Origin of the sequence: Tsukamurella paurometabola DSM 20162, from assembly GCF_000092225.1 — a bacterium.
GTDB lineage: Bacteria > Actinomycetota > Actinomycetes > Mycobacteriales > Mycobacteriaceae > Tsukamurella > Tsukamurella paurometabola.
In genome coordinates, this window is sequence record NC_014158.1 from 1,155,758 (window position 1) to 1,177,734 (window position 21,977).

17 protein-coding genes are annotated in these 21,977 nt (G+C 69.5%); 12 read left to right on the forward strand and 5 right to left on the reverse strand.

What is annotated here, in order from left to right; all coding sequences use genetic code 11:
- The first annotated feature begins 16 nt into the window (after window positions 1-16).
- The 4 genes from TPAU_RS05655 to TPAU_RS05670 all read left to right on the forward strand — a co-directional run bounded on the left by TPAU_RS05655 (window position 17) and on the right by TPAU_RS05670 (window position 8,793).
- A complete protein-coding gene (locus tag TPAU_RS05655) occupies window positions 17-3,301 on the forward strand; it encodes an ATP-dependent helicase (protein WP_013125801.1) in 3,285 nt (1,094 codons plus the stop codon).
- Window positions 3,294-6,629: an ATP-dependent DNA helicase gene (locus tag TPAU_RS05660; protein WP_013125802.1), complete on the forward strand. Its 3,336-nt coding sequence runs from the start codon at window positions 3,294-3,296 to the stop codon at window positions 6,627-6,629. Before TPAU_RS05655 ends, TPAU_RS05660 begins: the two co-directional genes overlap by 8 nt.
- A 145-nt stretch (window positions 6,630-6,774) precedes the next feature.
- Complete coding sequence (locus TPAU_RS05665; protein ID WP_013125803.1) at window positions 6,775-7,377, forward strand: alpha/beta fold hydrolase; 603 nt, start codon at window positions 6,775-6,777, stop codon at window positions 7,375-7,377.
- A 156-nt stretch (window positions 7,378-7,533) separates the two neighbouring features.
- The gene (locus TPAU_RS05670; protein ID WP_425358565.1) at window positions 7,534-8,793 is read left to right on the forward strand and encodes an IS30 family transposase; all 1,260 of its coding nucleotides are present in this window, start codon (window positions 7,534-7,536) and stop codon (window positions 8,791-8,793) included.
- A gap of 53 nt (window positions 8,794-8,846) precedes the next feature.
- Here the strand turns inward: TPAU_RS05670 and TPAU_RS05675 are convergent, their stop codons facing one another.
- Window positions 8,847-8,999 carry a hypothetical protein gene (locus TPAU_RS05675; protein WP_041944754.1) on the reverse strand — a complete coding sequence of 51 codons (153 nt, stop codon included), beginning with the start codon at window positions 8,997-8,999 and terminating at the stop codon, window positions 8,847-8,849.
- A 175-nt stretch (window positions 9,000-9,174) separates the two neighbouring features.
- Here TPAU_RS05675 and TPAU_RS05680 point away from each other — a divergent pair, with 175 nt between their 5' ends.
- Window positions 9,175-10,719: an alpha/beta hydrolase gene (locus tag TPAU_RS05680; protein WP_013125805.1), complete on the forward strand. Its 1,545-nt coding sequence runs from the start codon at window positions 9,175-9,177 to the stop codon at window positions 10,717-10,719.
- Window positions 10,720-10,726: 7 nt separating this feature from the next.
- Here the strand turns inward: TPAU_RS05680 and TPAU_RS05685 are convergent, their stop codons facing one another.
- Complete coding sequence (locus tag TPAU_RS05685) at window positions 10,727-11,131, reverse strand: DoxX family protein (RefSeq protein ID WP_013125806.1); 405 nt, start codon at window positions 11,129-11,131, stop codon at window positions 10,727-10,729.
- 102 nt (window positions 11,132-11,233) lie between these two features.
- Between TPAU_RS05685 and TPAU_RS05690 the strand changes: the two genes are divergently transcribed.
- Window positions 11,234-12,334, forward strand: a complete 1,101-nt coding sequence (locus TPAU_RS05690) for a potassium channel family protein (RefSeq protein WP_013125807.1) — start codon at window positions 11,234-11,236, stop codon at window positions 12,332-12,334.
- Here the strand turns inward: TPAU_RS05690 and TPAU_RS05695 are convergent.
- A complete protein-coding gene (locus TPAU_RS05695; RefSeq protein WP_013125808.1) occupies window positions 12,331-13,200 on the reverse strand; it encodes a TIGR03621 family F420-dependent LLM class oxidoreductase in 870 nt (289 codons plus the stop codon). The genes TPAU_RS05690 and TPAU_RS05695 overlap by 4 nt on opposite strands.
- Window positions 13,201-13,313: 113 nt before the next feature.
- Here TPAU_RS05695 and TPAU_RS05700 point away from each other — a divergent pair, with 113 nt between their 5' ends.
- A complete protein-coding gene (locus TPAU_RS05700) occupies window positions 13,314-14,531 on the forward strand; it encodes an HNH endonuclease (RefSeq protein ID WP_013125809.1) in 1,218 nt (405 codons plus the stop codon).
- A 1-nt stretch (window position 14,532) separates the two neighbouring features.
- On the opposite strand, the gene TPAU_RS05705 is transcribed toward TPAU_RS05700, so the two are convergent.
- The gene (locus TPAU_RS05705; RefSeq protein ID WP_013125810.1) at window positions 14,533-15,567 is read right to left on the reverse strand and encodes a cation diffusion facilitator family transporter; all 1,035 of its coding nucleotides are present in this window, start codon (window positions 15,565-15,567) and stop codon (window positions 14,533-14,535) included.
- 193 nt (window positions 15,568-15,760) lie between these two features.
- Here TPAU_RS05705 and TPAU_RS21800 point away from each other — a divergent pair, with 193 nt between their 5' ends.
- Window positions 15,761-16,444 (forward strand): TetR/AcrR family transcriptional regulator, encoded by a 684-nt coding sequence (locus TPAU_RS21800; RefSeq protein ID WP_049825787.1) that lies wholly within the window; start codon window positions 15,761-15,763, stop codon window positions 16,442-16,444.
- A 43-nt stretch (window positions 16,445-16,487) separates the two neighbouring features.
- Here the strand turns inward: TPAU_RS21800 and TPAU_RS05715 are convergent, their stop codons facing one another.
- Entirely contained in the window at window positions 16,488-16,685 is a 198-nt protein-coding gene (locus TPAU_RS05715) for a hypothetical protein (RefSeq protein WP_013125812.1), read from the reverse strand.
- 181 nt (window positions 16,686-16,866) lie between these two features.
- Here TPAU_RS05715 and typA point away from each other — a divergent pair, with 181 nt between their 5' ends.
- The 4 genes from typA to TPAU_RS05735 all read left to right on the forward strand — a co-directional run bounded on the left by typA (window position 16,867) and on the right by TPAU_RS05735 (window position 21,957).
- Window positions 16,867-18,774, forward strand: a complete 1,908-nt coding sequence (gene typA, locus TPAU_RS05720; protein WP_013125813.1) for a translational GTPase TypA — start codon at window positions 16,867-16,869, stop codon at window positions 18,772-18,774.
- 89 nt (window positions 18,775-18,863) lie between these two features.
- On the forward strand, window positions 18,864-20,717 hold the full coding sequence (locus TPAU_RS05725) for an ABC transporter family substrate-binding protein (protein ID WP_049825788.1): 1,854 nt from the start codon (window positions 18,864-18,866) through the stop codon (window positions 20,715-20,717).
- Window positions 20,714-21,607 carry an N-acetyl-1-D-myo-inositol-2-amino-2-deoxy-alpha-D-glucopyranoside deacetylase gene (gene mshB, locus TPAU_RS05730; protein WP_013125815.1) on the forward strand — a complete coding sequence of 298 codons (894 nt, stop codon included), beginning with the start codon at window positions 20,714-20,716 and terminating at the stop codon, window positions 21,605-21,607. Before TPAU_RS05725 ends, mshB begins: the two co-directional genes overlap by 4 nt.
- Entirely contained in the window at window positions 21,604-21,957 is a 354-nt protein-coding gene (locus TPAU_RS05735; RefSeq protein WP_013125816.1) for a hypothetical protein, read from the forward strand. The genes mshB and TPAU_RS05735 overlap by 4 nt, the downstream gene beginning before the upstream one ends.
- Window positions 21,958-21,977: the final 20 nt, after the last annotated feature.

Sequence of the window (21,977 nt, forward strand, 5' to 3'; positions counted from 1 at the left end):
GCGTGAAGGAGGGCACATGGCGGAAGCGAGCGGAGGCGCGGGGCGCGTCCGCCGGCCGCGGCTGTCGCTGCAGTACACCGCGCCGCAGCCGCCGCCAGTGCGGGAGTGGGGCGGGCCGGTCGCCGAGCTGGTGGCGCCCGCGGCGGGTGCACTTGCACTCGACGTGGGCGGCTGGGCGCCGTACCGGATCCGCGGCGGTCCGGGTACCGGCAAGACCTCGGCCCTGATCGATATCGCCGTGGCCAAGCTCACCGATCCGTTCGTCGAGCCGGAATCGGTGCTCATCCTCACCGGGAGCAAGCGGTCGGCCGTCGCACTGCGCCGTGAGCTGTCGGCGCGCGTGCTCGCCGACCGCGGCCGCGCAGGGGTGCACGCCTCCGGGGAGCCGCTGGTGCGCACCGTGCACTCGCTGGCCTTCGCCGTGCTGCGGCTCCAGGCCGCACACGCCGGTGCGCCCCCGCCCCGCCTGATCACCGGTTCGGAGCAGGACGCGGTGGTGCGCGAGTTGCTACGCGGACACGTGGACGACGGTGGAGCGTTCTGGCCGGAGCGGTTGCGGCCCGCGCTGGTGACCGGAGGATTCGCCGGGGCGCTGCGTGACCTGTTCGCACAGGCGGCCCAGCGCGGCGCCGGTCCCGAGGAGATCGACGAGCTCGCCGCCCGCTACGACAGGCCCGAATGGGCCGCCGCCGCGGCGGCGCTGCGCGAGTATCAGCAGACCACGCTGCTGCGCGGCTCCGTCGGGCTGGCCGGTCCGACCGCCGTGGCCCCGGCGGTCGACGCGGCGGAGTTGATCGACGCCGCCGTCACGGCACTGGCCGGTGACGACGCGCTGCTCGCACAGCAGCGCGAGCGGATCCGATTCCTCCTGGTCGACGATGCGCAGAACCTGGACCCGCTGGCCTCGGCGCTGATCCGGTTGCTGGGCACGGGCACCGAGCTCACCGTGATCGCAGGCGATCCCGATCAGGCGATCAACTCGTTCCGCGGCGCCAGCACCCGTTTCCTGCAATCGCTCGACGTCCCCGCCGAGCGGGACATCGTGCTGGAGCGCAGTTTCCGGTTCGGTGAGGAGATCACCGCGACGGTGAACCGGGTCTCGTCCCGTCTGCCGAACCGGTTCGGATCGGTCGCGCCGGAACGGCCCCGGCCGGGTTCGGCGGCGGTGCGGTTGTTCTCCACTGCGGCGAAGGAGGCCGACGCGATCGCCGCGATGCTGCGCCGTGAGCACGTCCTCGGCGGTGTGCCCTGGGAGGACATGGCCATCGTCGTGCGGTCGGTGTCGGCTTCGGTCGCGCCCCTGCGCCGGGCTCTCGCGTACGCGGGCGTCCCGGTCACCGTCGCCGCGGACGATGTGCCCTTGGCGCGCCAGCGCGCGGTACACGCCCTGCTGTCGACGGTGCGCGCGGCGTGCGAGCCGGAATCCCTCGATCCGGCCGAGGCGGTGGCCCTGCTGTCCGGTCCGGTCGGCGGCGGCGATCCGCTCACGCTGCGGCGGGTGCGCCGCGCGGTGCGCCGCGCCGACCCGTCGGACGAGCGCGGCTCCGCGGAGATCCTCGGCGCGGTGGTCGCGGGGTCCGTCGACTTCGCGCCGTATCGCGCCGCACTGACCGAGCTGGAGGCCGAACCGGTGGAGCGGGTGCTCGCGGCGGTGCACGCCGCCCGCGCCGCCGCGGTCGAGGGCACGGTCGAGGAGGTCTTGTGGGCCGCGTGGTCGGTCACCGGATTGTCGGGCCGGTGGGGCGCGCTCGCCTTGCGCGGCGGCAGTGTAGGCGAACAGGCCGACCGCGATCTGGATGCGGTGATGGGATTATTCGATGCCGCGGCAGATTTCACCGATACTCTGCCCACGGCGTCACCGGCCCGGTTCATCGAGTACATCGAGCAATTGCACATCCCGCGGGCGTCGGGCGGGGGCCGACGCGAGACCCCCACCACCCCCGGCGTCACCGTGGTATCCGCACACGGTGCCGCCGGCCGGGAGTGGGACGTGGTGGCGGTCGCCGGCGTCCAAGAGGGGCGCTGGCCGAATCTGCGCCGGCGCGGCGGTCTACTCGGTACCGAGGAGCTGCTCGACGCGCTCGACGGTATCGACCCGGCGGCATTGCCCACCGTCTCCCGGTCGCTGCCGCTGCTCGCGGAGGAGCGGCGGCTGTTGTTGGTCGCGTGCTCGCGGGCTCGCCGCACCCTGCTCATCACCGCGGTGGACACCGCGGACGGCGATGGTGACCTGGTGCCCTCGCGGTTCCTGCAGGGCATCGCGCCTTCGGGTGAAGAAGACCCCGAAACCTACACCCCCGCGGTGGAATCCGAGCCCGCCGCGTCGCTCGACCTGCGCACGCTGGTAGCCACGCTCCGTGCCGCGGCGTGCGATCCGCGGCGGGAGGAATCCGAGCGCGCGCACGCCGCCCGACAGCTCGCGCGGCTCGCCGCGGACCGGGTGCCCGGTGCTCATCCCGACTCCTGGTACGGCCTGGCCGGCGCGAGCACCGACGATCCGCTCTGGCAGCCCGACGACGGCCCGGTCGCGCTCTCGCCCTCGAACGTGGAGGCGCTGTCCGCCTGCGCGCTGCGCTGGATGCTGGAGCGGTTCGGCGGCAGCGACGGTGATTCCGCGAAGCAGGCCACCGGCAACCTGGTGCACACCCTGGTGCAGGCGGTCGCCGGCCGGATCCCGAAAGACGAGGTGACACGCTCGCTCGAGAAGGTCTGGGACCGGGTCGATCTGGAGGCCGACTGGTTCGCCCGGCGCGAGCTGATCCGAACCGAGGAAATGCTCGAATCGTTCCGGGCGTGGCTCGCGGGCAGTCGATCCGAGCTCACCGAGGCCGGGGTCGAGGTGCCGATCGACACCGTGATCGAGGGGACCGACGGTGCTCCCGACGTTCAGATCCGGGGCCGGGTCGACCGGCTCGAGCGCGATCCCCTGGGCCGCACTGTGGTCGTCGATGTCAAGACCGGGCGGACTCTTCCCAGCCAGGCCGATGGGCAGGCGCACGCGCAGTTGCGTACGTATCAGGTGGCGATCGCGCACGGCGGCCTCGGCGGTGTCCCCGAGACTCCCGGCGGCGGGAAACTGCTGTACGTGGCCAAGCCGCACAATAAGACCGGCGCCACGGTACGGGAGCAGGACGCGCTCACCCCCGCCGATGTGGACGAGTGGCTCGGTGTAATCCGGGAGGCCGCGCGCCGGACCCGCGGCCCGGAGTTCGCGGCCACGCTCAACGCCTCCTGCCAGCACTGCGCGGTCGCGTCGTGCTGCCCCGTGGTCGACAAGGGCCGGAGCGTGACCGATGACTGAGCCGATGCCCCAGGACTTCCCCCACGCGCCGCTGATCTCGGCCGAGGACCTCGCCTACGAACTGGGCCAGGCGTTCGCTCCCACGCAGGAGCAGCGTGCGGTGATCGAGGCGCCGCTCGGCCCGTGCCTGGTGGTGGCGGGTGCGGGGGCGGGGAAGACCGAGACCATGGCGGGACGGGTGGTGTGGCTGATCGCGAACCGGTACGTCACGCCCGACCAGGTACTGGGCCTCACGTTCACCCGCAAGGCCGCACAGCAGTTGATGATCCGGGTGCGCAAGCGGCTCTCCCGGCTCGGCGCGGCGCCCGCGCTGGAGCGGATCGACCCGAGCGGTGAGCTCCGGGTGCTGCTGCGCACCGTCGAACCCGAGATCAGCACGTACCACGCGTACGCGGGCCGGCTGCATGGCGATTACGGCATGCTGCTCCCGGTGGAGCCCACCGTGCGCCTGGTGTCGGAGACCGAGCGCTGGCAGATCGCTTTCGACGTGGTCACCGGCTGGGACGAGGCACTCGAGACCGACAAGAATCCGGCCACGCTCACCGAACAGGTGCTGGGTCTGTCGGGCGCGCTCGCCGATCACCTGGTGACCCCCGACCAACTGGAAGCGAGCGACGACGAGCTGGAACGGCTGATCGGCCTGCTCCCGCCCGGCCCGCGCCAGCGCGCCGCCCCGAATGCGGCGTTGCTCAAGGCCGCCGACGTGCAGGAGCAGCGGCGTGCGCTGATCCCGCTCGTCCGCGCGGTGGCCGCCGAGATGCGGGTGCGGGAGGTGCTCGACTTCGGTAGCCAGATGGGTCTGGCCGCGCAGCTGGCGCTGGCCAATCCTGATGTGGCGGCGCTGGAACGCTCGCGGTTCGGCGCCGTCCTGCTGGACGAGTACCAGGACACCGGCCATGCGCAGCGCATGCTGCTGGCGTCCTTGTTCGGCGGGCCCGGCGGCGCCGCGGCGGTGACCGCGGTGGGTGACCCGATCCAATCGATCTACGGCTGGCGCGGCGCATCGGCGGCCAACCTGCCCCGGTTCGCCACCGACTTCCCGCAGGCCGACGGGATGCCGGCGCCCCGCCGCGAGCTGCTCACCAGCTGGCGCAACCCCACCGGCGCGCTCAGCCTGGCGAACGCCGTATCCGAGGATCTGCGACGTCGAGGCGTCCCGGTCTCCGAGCTCCGTGCCCGGCCCGACGCACCGTCGGGCGATCTGCGGATCGCCTTGCACTCCACGGTGATCGACGAGCGGACCTGGGTGGCCGATGCGATCACCGCGCTGTGGCGCGGCCGCCTCGACGCCGGCGATCCGCCGCCGACCGTCGCGGTCCTGGTGCGCCGCAATGCCGATTCGGCGGGGCTGGCCGCCGCACTGGGCGAGCGCGGCGTGCCCGTGGAGGTGGTGGGCCTCGGCGGTCTGCTGCACACACCCGAGGTGCAGGACCTGGTGGCGCTGCTGCGGCTGGCCGTTGAACCGCTCGCCGGCACTGCGGCGATGCGCCTGCTCACCGGGCCTCGGTGGCAGCTCGGCGCGGCCGACCTGCGGGCGCTGTGGAATCGGGCAAGGCGGATCGCGCACGGCACCGGCAGAGCGGCCACGGGGCTGGTGACCACGGCGGACGAGCTCGATCAGGCATTGGACGCCACTCTGCCCGCAGAACTGCTCGACGCGGCCGGACTGGGGGATGCGATCGCCGATCCCGGACCGGACTCCGATTACTCGGCGGCCGGTCTGGCGAAGATCCGCTCGCTCGACCGGGAGATCCGCAACGTCCGTGAGCGGCTCGGTCACCCGCTGCCGGAGGTGGTGGCCGAGGCCGAGCGCGTTCTGGGGGTGAGCATCGAGACCCGGATCCGCGCGGCCCGTCAGCTCGGTGGGCGCGCCACCGGACGCGAGCATCTCGACGCGTTCGCCGATGTGGTGGTGTCCTACGCCGAGCGGCCGACGGCCACGCTGCCCGGCCTGCTGTCCTTCCTGGCCGCGGCCGAGGCGGTGGAAGGCGGACTTACCCCGGGAGACGTCGAGGTGGCCACCGACCGGGTGCAGGTGCTCACCGTGCACTCGGCGAAGGGCCTCGAATGGGACGTGGTCGCGGTGCCGCACCTCTCGGAGGGCATCTTCCCGTCGAACCGGGCGATGCCCACTTGGCTGTCTACTCCCGCCGAGCTGCCGCCCGAGTTGCGGGGCGATGTCGCGGAACCCGGTGAGTCCGACGGGGTGCCGCGGCTCGACCTGAGCGAGTGCAACAACCGCAAAGACCTCGAGGATGCGCTCGATACGCACCGCGCGGCGCTCAAAGCGATGAACATGCACGAGGATGAGCGGCTGTTCTACGTCGCGGTCACTCGTACACAGGGCACGCTGCTGCTGTCGGGGCACTACTGGAGCGAGGACGTGAAGACGGCGAAGGCGCCGTCCCGCTTCCTCGATCGTGCCCGCGAGCACGCGCCCGAGGCGGTCGGTCACTGGGCCGCGACGCCCGTCGACGATGCGGAGAATCCGCTGGAGGCCGAGCCGGTGCAGGCCCCGTGGCCGCGAGACTTTCTCGCCGCTCATCGGGCCGATGCGGATGCGGGGGCGGCGCTGGTGCTGGCGGCCCTCGCCGATCCGGACGGGACCGAGGCGGATGCGCGGGCGCCCGGGGAGGATCCGCACGGCTGGGCGGCGGATGTGACCGCTCTGCTCGCCGAGCGTGCGCGGCAGGCGGCGATGGATCTCGAAGTGGCCGTGCCGCGCGAGGTTTCGGTGAGTCAGCTGGTGGAATTACGGCGCAGCCCGGAGACTTTCGCGCGCAGGTTGCGGCGGCCCGTACCGTACCGGCCGAACCCGTACGCCCGGCGCGGCACGGCCTTCCACGCCTGGCTGGAGCGCCGGTACGGTGCATCGCGCCTGTTGGACTTCGACGAGTTGCCCGGCGCCGCCGACGGTGATGCCGGTGCCGACGAGAATCTGGCGTTGCTGCAGCGGCGTTTCGAAGAGAGCGAGTGGGCGGCGCGCACCCCCGTCGACATCGAGGTACCGTTCGAGATCGCCGCGGCCGGCACGGTGGTCCGGGGCCGGATGGACGCCGTCTTCCGCGATCCGGGAGGTGGTTTCACCGTGGTCGACTGGAAGACCGGGGTGCGGCCGTCCGAGCCCGCCGATGAGCGCGCCGCCGCAGTGCAGCTGGCCGCGTACCGTCTGGCGTGGGCGAGGCTCCGCGACGTTCCCGTCGACGAGGTGCGGGCGGCCTTCTTCTACGTCCGGTCCGGCGAGACCGTCTCACCGTCCGACCTGCTCGACCACGCCGGACTGGAACTGCTGATCACGAGCGCGGGGCGCAGCGATCTCGGCGAATAAAATTGTTTCGCCACGGTAATTCTCCGTAACACCTCCGTGACACTGCATTTGGTTGAATACTATCGTTGTCGATTTGCTATTCCACAGCACACCTGCCGCGAACCGGTATGCGTGTGCCCAACTCGAGAGCAGCGGAGCATTGACCATGTCGAATCTGCATGAAGGCCGTTCGAAGTCCACATCGTTGGTGCGGCGCACGGCCGCCGCGAGCGCGGCGGCCGCCGCCCTGGTCGCGGCCGGGGCGTACGGCGCCGTCCACGCGGCTGTCGAAGACCTGAGCTGGGGTGATTGCCCGTCGGCCGTGACCGCGGTGAACCCCGACGGTGAACGAGCCCGGTGCACCACGATCTCGGTGCCGCTCGACTACACCAATCCCGCGGCGGGGAAGATCGACCTCCTGGTCAGCGGATTTCTCCCGAAGGGCAAGGCCGCGAGCCGCGTGATCCTCGGCAACCCGGGCGGCCCGGGAGGAGACGCGTACGACTTCTGGAGCGCGAAGGGCCGCTCGGGCCAGTGGCTCTTCGACGACAACGCGCTGATCGCCATCCAGCCGCGCGGTCTCCAGTTCTCCACGCCGCTGAGCTGCTCGACCACGGCGGAGTGCGATGCGGTCATCGCCGCCAATCCCGACTATCTACCGAACCTGACCACCGAGAACGTCGCGCGCGATATGGAGGAGTTCCGTAAGGCGGCCGGACTGAGCACGATCTCGTACTACGGGGCCTCGTGGGGAACTCGTGGGTTCTAGCGATCCCCGCAACACCGCGGATAGCAAGGAGTTGCGGGGATCGTGCATTCACCGATGGTGAAGAAGAGGTTCTTCAAGGAATTGGACGTGTCTGACGGCAATGTGTCGGTCGCTGCTAGGGCGGCGGGGGTGACAGTGAATACGGCGTTTGGATGGATGCGCAGGGCGGGCCTGCGTGGACGTGGGAGCACTAGCAATGGTGGTCATCCCGGCCGGGCCGAGTACGACCGGCTTCGCCGTGAGGGGGTGCTGCGGCCGGACGCTGCTCGGCGTGTCGGTGTCAGCGTTCGCACTGCTGGGGACTGGGATCGAGGGGTGCGCAAGATTGGCGATACTCGTATCCATCCCGACGGACGCAAGATCGATTACCTGACAGGTGCGGTCACGTGGGTCGGAGTGGAATCGGATGCACCGAGGCAGCGGAGCCTGCATCCACGGTTTCTGACCTTGACCGAGCGGGAAACTATCGCTGACATGCGCCGCGAGGGGGCATCGCTGCGGGCCATCGGCAGGGAGCTCGGCCGGCCAGCATCGACGATCAAACGGGAGATCGACGCTGGCGTTGTCAACGGTGCCTATCGCCCGCATCAGGCGCACCGCAGGTGGGAAAAGAGCCGGTCACGGCCGAAGCCAGCGAAACTGGCCCAGGCCGGTCCGCTGCGGGACTACGTCGAGAACAAACTGCAGGACCAGTGGTCCCCAGAGCAGATATGTCACTCTCTAGTGACCGAGTTCCCCAACGAGCAAAGTATGCGTGTGAGCGTCGAGACGATCTACCAGTCGATCTACGTTCAGGCTCGGGGCGGCCTGCGCCGTGAAGTCGCGATGGCCTTGCGAACGGGCCGCACCCGCCGCAAGCCCCACCGCCGCGCCGAACATCGCACCAGACGATTCGTCGACAAGATGGTGATGATCTCCGACCGGCCCGCCGAGGTCGAGGATCGAGCCGTGCCAGGCCACTGGGAAGGTGACCTGATCGTCGGTACTCGCAGCGAGTCCGCGATCGTCACACTCGTCGAACGCTCCACCCGCTACGTCATGCTCGGCCACCTGCCTGGCGGCCACTCCGCCGAAGAAGTCCGTGACGTGCTGGTTTCGTTGATCGGAAATCTCCCAGGACATTTGCGGGGATCACTGACCTGGGACCAGGGCTGCGAGATGGCCGCCCACCAACAATTCACGGTCGCCACCGGGGTTCCGGTCTACTTCTGCGATCCCCACTCACCCTGGCAGCGCGGAAGCAACGAGAACACCAATGGACTACTGCGCCAGTACTTCCCGAAAGGCACCGACCTGAGCGCCTACGGCCGCGAAGACCTCGAACTCGTCGCCCAGAAACTCAATCGCCGACCACGCAAAACGCTCGGCTGGAAGACACCAGCCGAGCGTTTGCGTGACCTCATTACAGCTCGCTAGCACCGATGCCCCGCGCTCGTATCGCGAGCGTAGGACATCGTGCGGCGTTTGGATCAGTGCTCGTCGTAGTGGTCACCATGCGGAGCGTGACGGTGCCCATCGTGGACGTAGTCCACGTGATCGCCGTGCTGGATAGCCTCGTGGCCGCAGTCGGGTCCATGGGCATGGTCGGAGTGGTCGTGTGCCAGGTGCTCAGTGCGCGTCATCGTCATAGGCATGATTATATGCGAATGCGTGCACGTAATGCAACGAGCACCGCGGATCCCAGAAGCGCTCCGCTGGAATACTCAGCGGAGCACTTCCGTATGGTGGGCCCTACCAGGCTCGGTGTTGCGACGATCCCTAGAATCCGCCACTTCGCTCGGGGCCGCCTTCGCGAGCATGTTCCCGGGATCGGTCGATCGCCTGATCCTCGACTCCAACATGAACCCGAAGACCATCGGTGTGGGCGGGGGACTGCTGGCAGCTGCGGCGCAGAACGAGGCCTTCCGTGCCCGGCTGAGCCAGTACTTCGAATGGGCTGCGGCGAACGACGACAAGGTCAAACTCGGTTCCACACCGCTCCAGGTCTTCGAGAAGTGGAACGCGGCCCGACTGTCGGCGTCGCCGAAAGCGTATGCGGCGAACTACCTGCCGCCCGCGGCGATCGCCGAGGATCTTCCCGAGAACCTGCGCCCCTTCGCCGCCGTGATCCTGCCCGCATACAACACGGCCCGGCAGGTGTACGAGCGGATCGCCTACAACGTGCGCGTCACGGTGGGACTGATGAGCGGGGCGCTGTCGCCGACCGATGTGATCACGGCGACCCGAGGGCCGTCGAACATCATGCTGAACTCCACCAGCAAGATGTACAACCGCGCGCAGTGGACGGGGCTGTCCCAGCAGATCTACGGGATGACGGTCGAGGGTAAGCCCGATTCGGCATTCCCGGGCACGAGCGCGGCGATCGGCGCCGGCAACGGCACCGTCACCATCTACGACCGGATGGGCCCCGCCGTCGTCGACGCCTCCGCCAAGGCGGCGCAGACCGGCAAGATCGATGTCAGTTACCTCCCGGCCGCGCTGATATCCGCAGGTGGGCTGCTGTTCAACGTCGTGACCGGCGCCGATACCGCCAGCTCCCTGAGCGCCTTCATGCGCACCATGGGCAACGTGATGGCCTTCGCGGGTTCGAACCGGGCTCCGGACTACTCGGTCAACCTCGCCACCTCGCCGCTGCTGTTGCAGAGCTACGGCGATCCCGCCACGCCCTACTCGGGAGTCGCCGCGATGCGGGATGCCGTGCGCGGCATGCTGATCTCGGTCGGCGGCGGCGACCACGGCCTGTTCCGGCGGGGTGAGGCGACCGTCGACAACGCGGTCAAGCAGTACCTGGCCGACGGCACCGTCTCGGTCACCACCGCACCCGAGGCCGCCCTCGGGCCCGATGGCAAGTACATCACGCCGAGCGTCCGTCCCACGGCCACGACCAGTGCGCCGCAACCGGTGGCCGTGGCGGCCGCCGCCACATCGTCGGCGGGTGCGGCGTCCGCAGCATCGACGACCGCACCGGAGACCGCCGCATCGGGGACGGCAGCGCCGGTGACGAGCGCATCGGCTGCGAGCACGCCGTCGAGCTCGGCGGGTTCATCGGGTGCGCCGTCGAGCGGTACGGCGTCGGCCACCTGGGCATCCACGAGCGGGACCACGGAATCGTCGCCCTCGGCCGGAGCGAATGCCGCGGCGGCGCCGACGGTCACCGAACCCGCATCGTCGAAGACAGAGGCGTCGAAGTCGGAGGCGTCGAAGGCAGAGGCGTCGAAGGCAGAGGCATCGAAGGCGGAGGCATCGAAGGCGGAGACGGCCACGGCCTCCGCCGGCGATCAATCCACCTCCGGGACCTCGTCGTCGACAGCGGACGAGGCACGGTCCGCGACAGAGGACTGAGCGCGGCTCAGGACTTATCGCGGGCGATCTTCACCGCCGTCACGATCATCGGTAACTGGAGCGGCAGTCGTCCGTACGCGCCGAGCCGCAGCGGCAACGGCTTGTCGGACCACTGCTGCGCCATGTAGACGTTCGCCGGGAACACCGCGGTGAACAGGGCGGCCGCGGCCACGCCGCCGAGCCGGCGGGTGCGCGGCACCGCCAGCAGACCGGCGGTGGCGAGTTCCGCGACGCCGGACAGGTGCGTCGCCCTGCGCGGCGTCAGCCCGAGGGGCAGATTCGGCGGCACGATCCCGTCGAAGGGCTTGGGAGCGATGAAATGCGCGACGCCCATTCCCGCGAGGGAGAGGGCCATGCTGCGGGCGGCCCTATCGGTCTTCTTCCGGGCAGCACGGTCTGTGGTAGACACCATGGCCAGATTGTGGCAGATTCCACGTCGGTTCGCGCCGCGTGCTAAACCGGACGTAGTCGCAAACGTCGCACCCAGGATTGACGAAGGATCACCCAGGTAGGTATGGCCGCACGCAGCTCATTCCGTCGCCGCAGCAAGTCCGAGCTGACGGATCTCCCGGACCACGCGCTGGTCAACGTCCTGCGCATCCCCGCGGGCGACACCAACCCGTGGCGCGCCATCTGGGCGCGTGTCGTGGTCGCGCTCGGTGCGCTGTTCCTCGCGGTGTTCATCGTCTACCTCGAACGGGACGGGTATCGCGATACCGCGGTCGAAGCCGGATACCAGGGCAAGACCCAGCTCACGTTCCTGGACTGCCTGTACTACGCGACGGTGTCGCTGTCGACCACCGGATACGGCGACATCACGCCGATCAGCCAGTCCGCGCGCCTGATCAACGTCCTGCTGGTCACGCCGCTGCGCATCCTGTTCCTCATCGTCTTGGTCGGCACCACGCTCCAAGTGCTTACGGAGCGTTCCCGCCAGGCGTTCAAAATCCAACGTTGGAGGTCTGCTGTGCACAACCACACGATCGTCGTGGGCTACGGCACCAAGGGCCGGACCGCGGTAAGCGCGATGATCAACGACGGCATCGAGCCGAGCAAGATCGTCGTGGTCGACACCGATCAGGCTGCCCTGGAGGTCGCCGAGATCGACGGTCTCGTCACGGTCCGCGGTGACGCCACCAAAGCCGACGTGCTGCGGCTCGCGGGTGCGCCCCGCGCGGAGTCGATCATCATCGGCGCCAATCGCGATGACGCCGCGGTGATGGTCACGCTCACTGCGCGCGAACTGGCGCCCAAGGCGAAGATCGTCGCCTCGGTCCGCGAGTCCGAGAACACGCATCTGCTGCGCCAGTCCGGCGCCGACTCGGTGGTCGTCTCCTCGGAGACGGCCGGCCGCCTGCTCGGCATGGCGACCACCACGCCGTCGGTCGTGGAGATGATCGAGGACCTTCTTTCGCCCGGCGACGGTTTCAACATCGCCGAGCGCGAGGTGACTCGCGTCGAGGTGGGACGCTCGCCGCGACATCTGCCGAACATCGTTCTGGGCGTGGTCCGCAAGGGGCATCTCTATCGCGTCGATTCGCCCGCGGTCTCGGTCGTCGAGGCCGGCGACCGGCTGCTGTTCGTGCGCAATGCCGATGTGAAGGCGTCGAGCTAGCGCATCCGCGCGATCAGCGGTGCGAAGGCTTCCATGTTGTTGTCCAGCACGGAGAAATACGTGATCCCGTAGCGCTCCCGTAGCTCCCATAGCCGGTCGGCCATGTCCTGCGGTGTCCCGACGAGGAGCGTCGGATAGTCCTCGGGGCGCTCGACGCCGGCCGTGAGGTGGGGGCGGACCGGTGCGAGCGCATCGTCGGTGACGTCCGAGAACAGTGCCTGGATCAGGATATTGAGTTCGACGGTGCCGGTGCGCTCGCCGAGTGCATCGGTCAAGCGCGTGACGCGTCGCGCGGTCTCCGCTTCGGTGGCCAGGGTGAGGTGCCCGGCATCGTCGGTTCGGGCGCCGGTCAGGGCGACGATGTCCGCATGGTGCGCCGCGATGCCGAGGAGACGATCGCCCCACCCGGCGATCAGCAGTGGCGGTCCGCCGGGCTGTGCGGTGCGTGGCCGATGCGATTCGTCGGTGAACAGTGCGCGGAGCGCCATCGCGGTCTCGGCCACCTGATCGACACGCCTGCGGGCTGTCGGGAAAGGGATTGCCGCCCGGTCGAATTCGGATTCCACATAGCCGGCCCCCAGTCCGAGCTCCAGGCGGCCATCGGAGAGCAGGTCGACGGTGGCGGCATCGCGGGCGAGCAGTGCCGGACTGTAGAAGGGCGCGTTCAACACGAAGGTGGTGAGCCGTACCTGATCCGTCGCCTCCGCCGCGAGCATCAGGGCTGGGAACGGGGCCAACGTTCCCAGGTGGTCGGGTACGCCGACCACGTCGAATCCGAGGGCTTCGGCCTGACGGCACTTTTCGATCCAGGCAGTGCGTGATCTGATCGACCGCATGGTCACACCGAATCGGAAGTCGTGGGTCATGAATCCATTGAAACAGGCCGTGGGGCCAACCGGTGCCGATGATCGCTCAATGAGTTGTCTGGCTTGAGGTTTCATGTTCACAACGTGTCAGTGGGTGGTCGTAGTGTTCGGGTATGGACGAGGAAGATATCGGCTCGGTTTCCGGGGCTGGTGGTGAGGTGGTTGCCGGGCTTGTCGGGTTGGAGCGGGTGCGTGCGCGGGTGGTGTTCGATCAGTACCCGTTGATCGTCGCGTTGTTGCGGGTGCGGGTGTGTGAGCGGATCGCGGCCGGGGTGCCGCAGGACCGCTGGGAGGCCGGGGTGGCGGCGGAGGTGGCGTTGGCGTTGCAGGTCTCGCCGCATCGGGCTGCGGGGATGCTGTCGCGGGCGACGGTGTTGGAACGGGACCTGCCCGCCACGCTGGGTCGGTTGCGTGATGGTGACCTCTCACCGGAGGCGGTGGAGGTGATCGTGTCCGGGGTCTCGCACCTGGAACCCCGCCTGAAGACCGAAGCCGACAACGAGTTGTGCGGGGAGAGCTTCGTGGCGTCCGGGCTCGGGCTGAGACGGTTGCAGGATCAGGTCAAAGAGGTGGCTTATCGGCTCGATGCCCGGGCCACGGTCGATCGTGCGGCGCTGGCGGCGAAAGATCGTCGCGTCACGATCCGTCCGGCACCGGACTGCATGGCGCGAGTATCGATCCTGCTGCCGGTCGCCCAAGCCGTCGGCGTCTATGCGGCGGTGAAGACGGCCGCCGACAGCATCTTCGGCACCCCAGGCGAGAGCCGCAGTCGCGGACAGATCATGGCCGACACGGCTTTCGCCAGGATCACCGGCCGCGACATCGCGGACGGTCTGCCCGTCACGGTGAACCTCACCATGCCCGCAGCGGTGCTGCTCGGCGACCAGCCGGGAACCGCGCACCTGGCCGGTGGCGGCACACTGCCGGGTGAGATCGCACGGCACCTCGTCGGGCGAGCCACTGAGCATGCGGTGGCGTGGGTCAAACGGCTCTACGTGCGACCGGAGTCGGGTGCCGTCGTCGGGCTCGATTCCCGGTCGCGGCTGTTCCCGGCCGGGCTAGCGGAGCTGATCGCCGCACGGGATCGGTACTGCCGCACCCCGTACTGCGACGCCCCGATCGCCCACACCGACCACATCACCGCACACGCGCACGGCGGCGCCACCAGCCTGGACAACGGGCAGGGGCTGTGCGCGGCGTGCAACTACGCCAAAGAAGCCGCCGGTTGGTCCAGCCGCACCGTCGACGACAACAGCGGGCGGCACACCGTCGAAACCCGCACCCCGACAGGACATCTGCACCGGTCCACCGCACCACCGCAGGCGGCGTGAATCACACGCCCCGCTCGGCCTCGGGGAGGTACCAGTCGGGCAGTGCCTCAGGGTGCAACGCAGTGGTGTCTCCGGGGCGACTGAGCGTGAGCACGCCCCGCTGTATCCACTCGAACCGATGGAGTTCGTCCGAGATCGACGCCAAGCGTGCCGCTACGGCGGTTTCCGGCAGATCTCCCACCACATCGACCGAAGCGACGAGGAAGAGTTTGTCGGCACCGACCCACTCCATGTACAGGAAGCTGACCCGCGTCACATCGGGATGCGCGAGGAGTGCGGTGAGGGCTCGGTTGCGGGCCAGGGGAGTTGCCACCTGCCCGGTGAGGAAGTCCATGTTCCTGCTGATCAGGAAAATGGCGACCGCGCCCAACAGCAGGCCCACCAGGATCGAACCGATCGCGTCCCACACCGGATTGCCGGTGATCTGGTGCAGAGCCATCGCCGACGCCGCGATCACGATCCCGATCAACGCACTGAGATCCTCCGCGAACACCGACCGCAGCACCGGATTCGACGTGATTCGCACATACCGCAGCGGATGCAGGAACCTTTCCGCCGCACCGGCCTTCGTCTGCCGCACCGCCTGGATGAACGAGATGCTCTCCAACACGAAGGAGATCGCCAGGACTGCGTAACCCCACGTGTAATCGGCTGCTTCCTCCGGGGCGTCCAGGGAGGTGATGCCGTGCCACACCGACACCGCCGCGCCCACACTGAACAAGCCGAACGCCGCGAACATCGACCACACATAGCCACTGCGGCCGTATCCCAGCGGATGCGTCGCGTCGGCCGGTTTCTCCGCCCGGCGCGCACCGATCAGGAGGAACACCTCGTTGCCGGCGTCGGCCCAGGAGTGCGCCGCCTCCGCGACCATCGCCGCCGAACCCGTGATCGTCGCGGCGACCGATTTCGCCACCGCGATCAGGACGTTCGCCGCCAGCGCGACGAGGACCGTGACCAGGCTCTCCGAGGGTGCCTCGTCGTCCGCGGCCTCGCCGGGGGAGTCGTAGGCCGATCGACCAGGATCCGCGCTCATGTGCCAGATGCTACGTCCGTCGGGAACGCCGCGTGCGCTGTCTCGATGCACCCGTACTGCACCGCCGCACTCGGGCGCTTCGTCGTGGCGTATCGGCGCGCTCGGCGACCAGAAGAATCCGGTCAGCATCGGAGGGCCCTTTCCGATCTGATCCGTCGGGCGGTCGATGACTTCCCGGGTAGATTCACTGTCCGTGAAGCCATCAGGTTCGCGCTCGCCGGACGAGCGGTCGACGTGCCGCCGGGGACGCACGTACGGCGGCGCCGACGCCGAGACGCGGCAGGAGGACCGCCGAACCCGGATCGAGGAATCCGCGCTCGACCTGTTCGCCTCCCGTGGCTACCGGCACACCACCGTCTCCATGATCTGTGAGCACGCCCGTGTCTCCCGGCGTCACTTCTACGAGCTGTTCGACGACCGCGAGGCGGTCCTGCGGCACGTGTACGACCTGGTGCAGGCGCGGACCCGCGAGGCCGTGCTCGCGGCGATCGGCGCCCACGTCCGCGAGCACGGAGGACGGGGCGACACCACCGCTCTGGTGACCGCCGCACTCGACGCCTATGTCGCCGTCCTCCTCGAGGATCCGCGCGGTATCCGCATCGGCTTCGTCGAGGTGGTGGGTGTCAGTCCGGATATGGAGCAGCACCGCCTGGGAAACCGGCGCGAGTGGGCGCAACTGCTGCAGGGCGCCGCGGTGACCGCGGGCGCCGCACACGTGCCGGCGTGGGTGTACGCGGCGTTCATCCCGTCGCTCAACGAATTCCTCATGGCGTGGTGGCAGCATTCCGACGACCGCTCCGACCCGCGCGAGCTGGTGCAGGTCCTCACCGCGGTGCTGACCACCCTGATGCGGCAAGCGGTCTCCGGAGCGGGCTGAGAACCTCGGGCGCCGCGCTCAGCGCTGAGACGTGCGGCCGACCCTAGGCGACGCGTGTGCGTTCCGGATTGGCGCGCACCGACTTCAGGGACTTCTCGAGTTCCTTCTTGGTGGCGCCGTGCGCGGCCAACCGGTTGAGCTTGTGGATGACCACGGGGCACTTCATGCACCGCGTCTTCTTACGGCAGCACTTCTTCTTGGGCTTGCTGCCCACGAGTTTGTGCGCCTTGGTCTTACTCACATAAATAGGTTAGCGCAACCTAATCGCCGGATGCCAACCGTCACATCCGGACGCCGCGATGCGGCTCCAGGGCACTTCGCCCAGTAACCTGGTCACGACCAGGCGTGTACGCACGCCCCCTTCATCGTGTCCGCGAGGTGAGAACCCGCCGGCGCGGACGACCATCTCCAGGAGAACAACAGTGGCTCAGCCCAGCTTCCGCAACGTCGCCATCGTCGCGCACGTCGACCACGGGAAGACCACCCTGGTCGACGCCATGCTGCGACAGTCCGGCGCGTTCGGTGAGCGCGCCGAGCTCGTCGACCGCGTCATGGACTCGGGCGATCTGGAGAAGGAGAAGGGCATCACCATCCTGGCCAAGAACACGGCCGTGCACCGGGTGAACCAGGACGGCACCGTCACCGTCATCAACGTGATCGACACCCCCGGCCACGCCGATTTCGGCGGTGAGGTCGAGCGCGGGCTGTCCATGGTCGACGGCGTGGTGCTGCTCGTCGACGCCTCCGAGGGCCCGCTCCCGCAGACCCGTTTCGTGATGCGCAAGGCGCTCGCGGCCTCGCTGCCCGTGATCCTGGTGGTCAACAAGACGGACCGCCCCGACGCCCGGATCGAGGAGGTCGTCTCCGAGTCGCAGGACCTGCTCCTCGACCTCGCCTCCGATCTCTCCGACGAGGCCGCCCAGGCCGCCGAGCTCGCGCTGGAGCTCCCCGTGGTCTACGCCTCCGGCCGCGAGGGCAAGGCCAGCACCACCGCCCCGGCCAACGGCGAGGTGCCCGACGCCGAGAACCTCGACGAGCTGTTCCAGATCCTGCACGATCACATCCCCGCGCCCAAGGGCGATCCCGCGGCGCCGCTGCAGGCCCACGTCACCAACCTCGACGCCTCCGCCTTCCTCGGCCGACTGGCCCTGGTCCGCATCCACAACGGCACTCTCCGCAAGGGCCAGACCGTCGCCTGGATGCGCGAGGTCGACGGTGAGCCCGTGGTCACCAACGCCAAGGTCACCGAGCTGCTGGCCACCGACGGTGTCGAGCGCAAACCCGCCGAGGAGGCCGTCGCCGGCGATATCGTGGCCGTCGCGGGCTTCCCCGAGATCATGATCGGCGACACGCTCGCCGACGTGGACAACCCCGTCGCGCTGCCGCGCATCACCGTCGACCAGCCGGCCATCTCGGTCACCATCGGCACCAACACCAGCCCGCTCGTCGGCAAGGTGTCGGGGCACAAGCTGACCGCCCGGATGGTGAAGTCGCGCCTCGACTCCGAGCTGATCGGCAACGTCTCGCTCAAGGTGCTCGACATCGGCAAGCCCGACCAGTGGGAGGTGCAGGGCCGCGGCGAGCTGGCGCTGGCCATCCTGGTCGAGCAGATGCGTCGCGAGGGCTTCGAGCTCACCGTCGGCAAGCCCCAGGTGGTCACCCGCAAGGTCGACGGCAAGGTGCACGAGCCCTTCGAGCACCTGACCATCGACGTGCCCGAGGAGTACCTCGGCTCGGTCACCCAGCTGCTGGCGAACCGTCGCGGCCGGATGGAGACCATGGCCAACCAGGGCACCGGCTGGGTCCGCATGGAGTTCGTCGTCCCGTCGCGCGGCCTCATCGGCTTCCGCACCGACTTCCTCACCGAGACCCGCGGCACCGGCATCGCCAACGCCGTCTTCCACGAGTACGCGCCGTGGGCCGGTGAGATCCGCGCCCGCCACACCGGCTCGCTGGTCTCCGACCGGCAGGGCAGCGTGACCCCGTTCGCCATGATTCAGCTCGCCGACCGCGGCACCTTCTTCGTCGAGCCCGGCGCCGACACCTACGAGGGCATGGTCGTGGGCATCAACCCCCGCGCCGAGGACCTCGACATCAACGTCACCAAGGAGAAGAAGCTAACCAATATGCGTCAGTCCTCCGCCGACGTGATGGAGACCCTCGCCAAGCCCATCAAGCTCGAACTCGAGGCCGCCATGGAGTTCTGCGCCGGCGACGAGTGCGTCGAGGTCACTCCCGAGGTGGTCCGGGTGCGTAAGGTGCACCTGAACGCCACCGAGCGCGCCCGTGAGCGCTCGCGTGCCAAGTCGCGCGACCAGTCCGCGGGCTGATCCGCCCGACTACGGTGGAGGCGACGCCCCGGCGGTGAGGGCCGGGGCGACGAGCGTGCAGGAGGGAGCCGAAGGTGCGGCGACGGTCCATGGGGCTGACGGTGATGTCGGCTCTGCTCGCGGCGACGCTCACCGGGTGCGTGGCGGATCCGCCCCCCGCCGTCCCCGGATCGGAGACCTCGGCCCCGCCGCAGGCTCCCGTGGTCAGCGGCGCCACCATCCTGGTCGCGATCGACGGCCTCGGCGCCGGCTTCAACCCGCATCTCGCTTCCAACAGCTCGCCCGCCGCGCGAGCGCTGGCCTCGATGACATTGCCCAGCGTGTTCCGCGAGGTCAAGCGGCCGGACGGTCGCGTCGAACTGGAACAGAACACCGACCTGGTGCCGACCATCGAGCATCCTGCGCCGAAGCAGATCGTGTACACGATCCGGCAGGATGCGCAGTGGTCCGACGGAGCTCCCATCGCCGCCGAGGACTTCGTCTACCTGTGGGAGTCGATGACCACCGCCCCTGACACCGTGGGTTCGGCCCCGTACCGGCAGATCGAATCGGTGCAGTCCGGTGCCGGCGGCAAGCGGGTGATCGTCACCCTCAAGGACGATCTACCCGGCTGGCGCACCCTCTTTCAGAATCTGCTCCCCAGTCACCTGGTGAAGGGATCACCCGGCGGGTTCAACGGCGCCATGCGCGACCGGATCCCCGCCTCGGGCGCGGGCTACCTGGTCAAGAAGGTCGACGTGGCCCGCGATGAGGTGACCCTCGAACGTAACGATCGCTATTGGATGAACCCGGCTCGCGTCGAGCGCATCGTGCTCCGCAAGGGCGGCAGCGATGCCCAACTCGCCAATTCCGTACGCACCGGCGACGTCCAGGTGGTCGCGGTGCACGGCGGGCCGTCGTTGCTGGCCCAGCTGACGTCGATCTACCAGGTGCGCGCCGCCGAACAGCCCGCGCCGCGCACGCTTTCGCTCACCCTCAACACCCGCTCGCCGTTCCTGTCCGACGTGGCCGTGCGGCGGGCCCTGCTCGAGGCCGTCAACGTCGATCTGCTGACCACCGTCGGGTCCAGCGGCGACACCGTCCGGCCCGCCCGCGCGCAGGTACTCGCACCGTCGGATCCCGGCTACTCGCCCACCATGCCCGTCCCGCCCGCGCCGGCCGAGGCGAAGCGGCGACTGGAACAGGCCCTCGGCGCCGCCGGATACACCTTGCAGGACGCGCCGATCCCGCCCACCCAGAGCGCACCGCCCACCCCGGCGCCGACACCCGTCACCCCGGCCACACCCGCGCCCGCGACCAGTTCCGACCCGTCGGCGCTGCCCGTCCCGCCGTCGCCCTCGCCCGGCCAGAACGTGCAGCAGTACGTGCGCGACGGTGTGCCCATGTTCTTGCGGATCGGCGTGCCGCAGGGCAACCAGGAGGCCTTCGCGGTCGCGAGTAATGCCACCGATCAACTGCGTTCGATGGGAGTGTTCGCCTCCGTCGTGATCCGGGAACCGCAGGTGCTCACCGGCACTGCCCTGCTCGACGGCTCGGTCGATGCGGTGGTCGGCTGGTCCGGCCTGGCGCCCACCCCCGTCGAGCGGCTCGCTAGCCGCGTCGAATGCCCGCCGCCGCCGAGCTCCTCCAGCGATGCCACGCCGACCGCCACCCCCAGCGCGCGGCCCAGCATCACCACCGACCCGCAGGCGGTCACCGTCGGCGGCAACCTGGCCGGACTGTGTGATCCCGCGCTCCAGGGACTGGCCCTGGACGGCCTGCGCGGCGGCCCCATCGATCTCGGAGCGATCGACGCCGACCTGTGGTCCAAGGCCACCGTCCTACCGATCCTGCAGGACGTGACACTGTCCGCGACCGGCCCCACCGTGCAGGGCGTCACCCTCGACGGCCCGCCGGTGGACGGAGTGTTCACCGGCGTCGACCGGTGGGAGCGCACCAAGTGACCCGGCGCCTGCTGCTGGTGCACGCGCACCCCGACGACGAGACGATCACCACCGGCGGCACCATCGCCCGCTATCTCTCCGAGGGAGCCGAAGTCACCGTCGTGACCTGCACGCTCGGCGAGGAGGGCGAGGTGATGGACCCGCCCTATGCACAGCTCGTCGCGGATCAGGCGGATCAACTGGGCGGTTACCGGATCGCCGAACTGACCCGCGCGCTGGCCGCGCTCAGCGAGCCCGCCGGTCCGGTGCTCCGTCCGCGGTTCCTGGGAGGCGCCGGACGGTGGCGCGATTCCGGGATGGCGGGCACACCCGCCGCCGATCATCCGCGCGCGTTCGCCAGCGCCGATCGGATCGCCGCCGATGGCCCCGTGGCCCTGCTCGCCGGGATCATCCGCGAGCTGCGCCCCCAGGTGGTGGTGACCTACGACCAGGTCGGCGGCTACGGCCACCCCGACCACATCGCCGCGCACACCGTGACCACCGCCGCCGTCGACGCGGCGGCCGCGTCCGGTCTGCCGGGCGAGCAGTGGGCGGTCGCCAAGCTGTACTGGACCGTTGCGGGCCGTGGGCAGATCGACCGCGGCGTCGCGGCATTCGCGGAGACCGAGCTGCCGGGCGACTGGAGTGTTCCGGAGAGCGCGTCACTGCCCGCCCACGACGACGCCGCGCTCACCGCGCTCATCGATACCCGCGACGTGGCCGGCCGGAAGGTCGCGGCGTTGCGTGCACACGCGACACAGCTCGCCGTTGCGCCGTGCGGTACCGCCTTCGCGCTCACCAATCTCATCGCGCAACCCGTTCTCACCGAGGAGGCCTACATCCTGGTCCGCGGCACCGCCGCGCCGGGTCCGGACGGTCTCGAACGCGACCTCTTCGCGGGGCTCGAATGAACCGCGGACTCGATGCGCTCGCCTACGCCCTCGCCGCGTTCGGCGGCGCGGTCTGCGCGGTGGGTGCCACGATGTACCTCCATCTCTACATCGGCTCCGTACCGATGCCCATCTCCGCGATCGGCTTCGGCGCCCTGCTCGCCGGGATCTCCGTCGCGTGCGGACGGCTCGGGGGAGAAGCCCGATTCGCTGCGATCCCCGTGATCGCATTCCTGATCGTCGTTGTCGTCTTCTTGCTGGGTGGGCCCGGGAACAGCATCATGTACACCGACTGGAGACTGCCGCTGCTGCTCGTTTGCGGAATCGGAATGCCCGTCGCCGCGGGGTACCTGGCATCATCGGAGAGGTGACGGACGCCCACACGCCGACT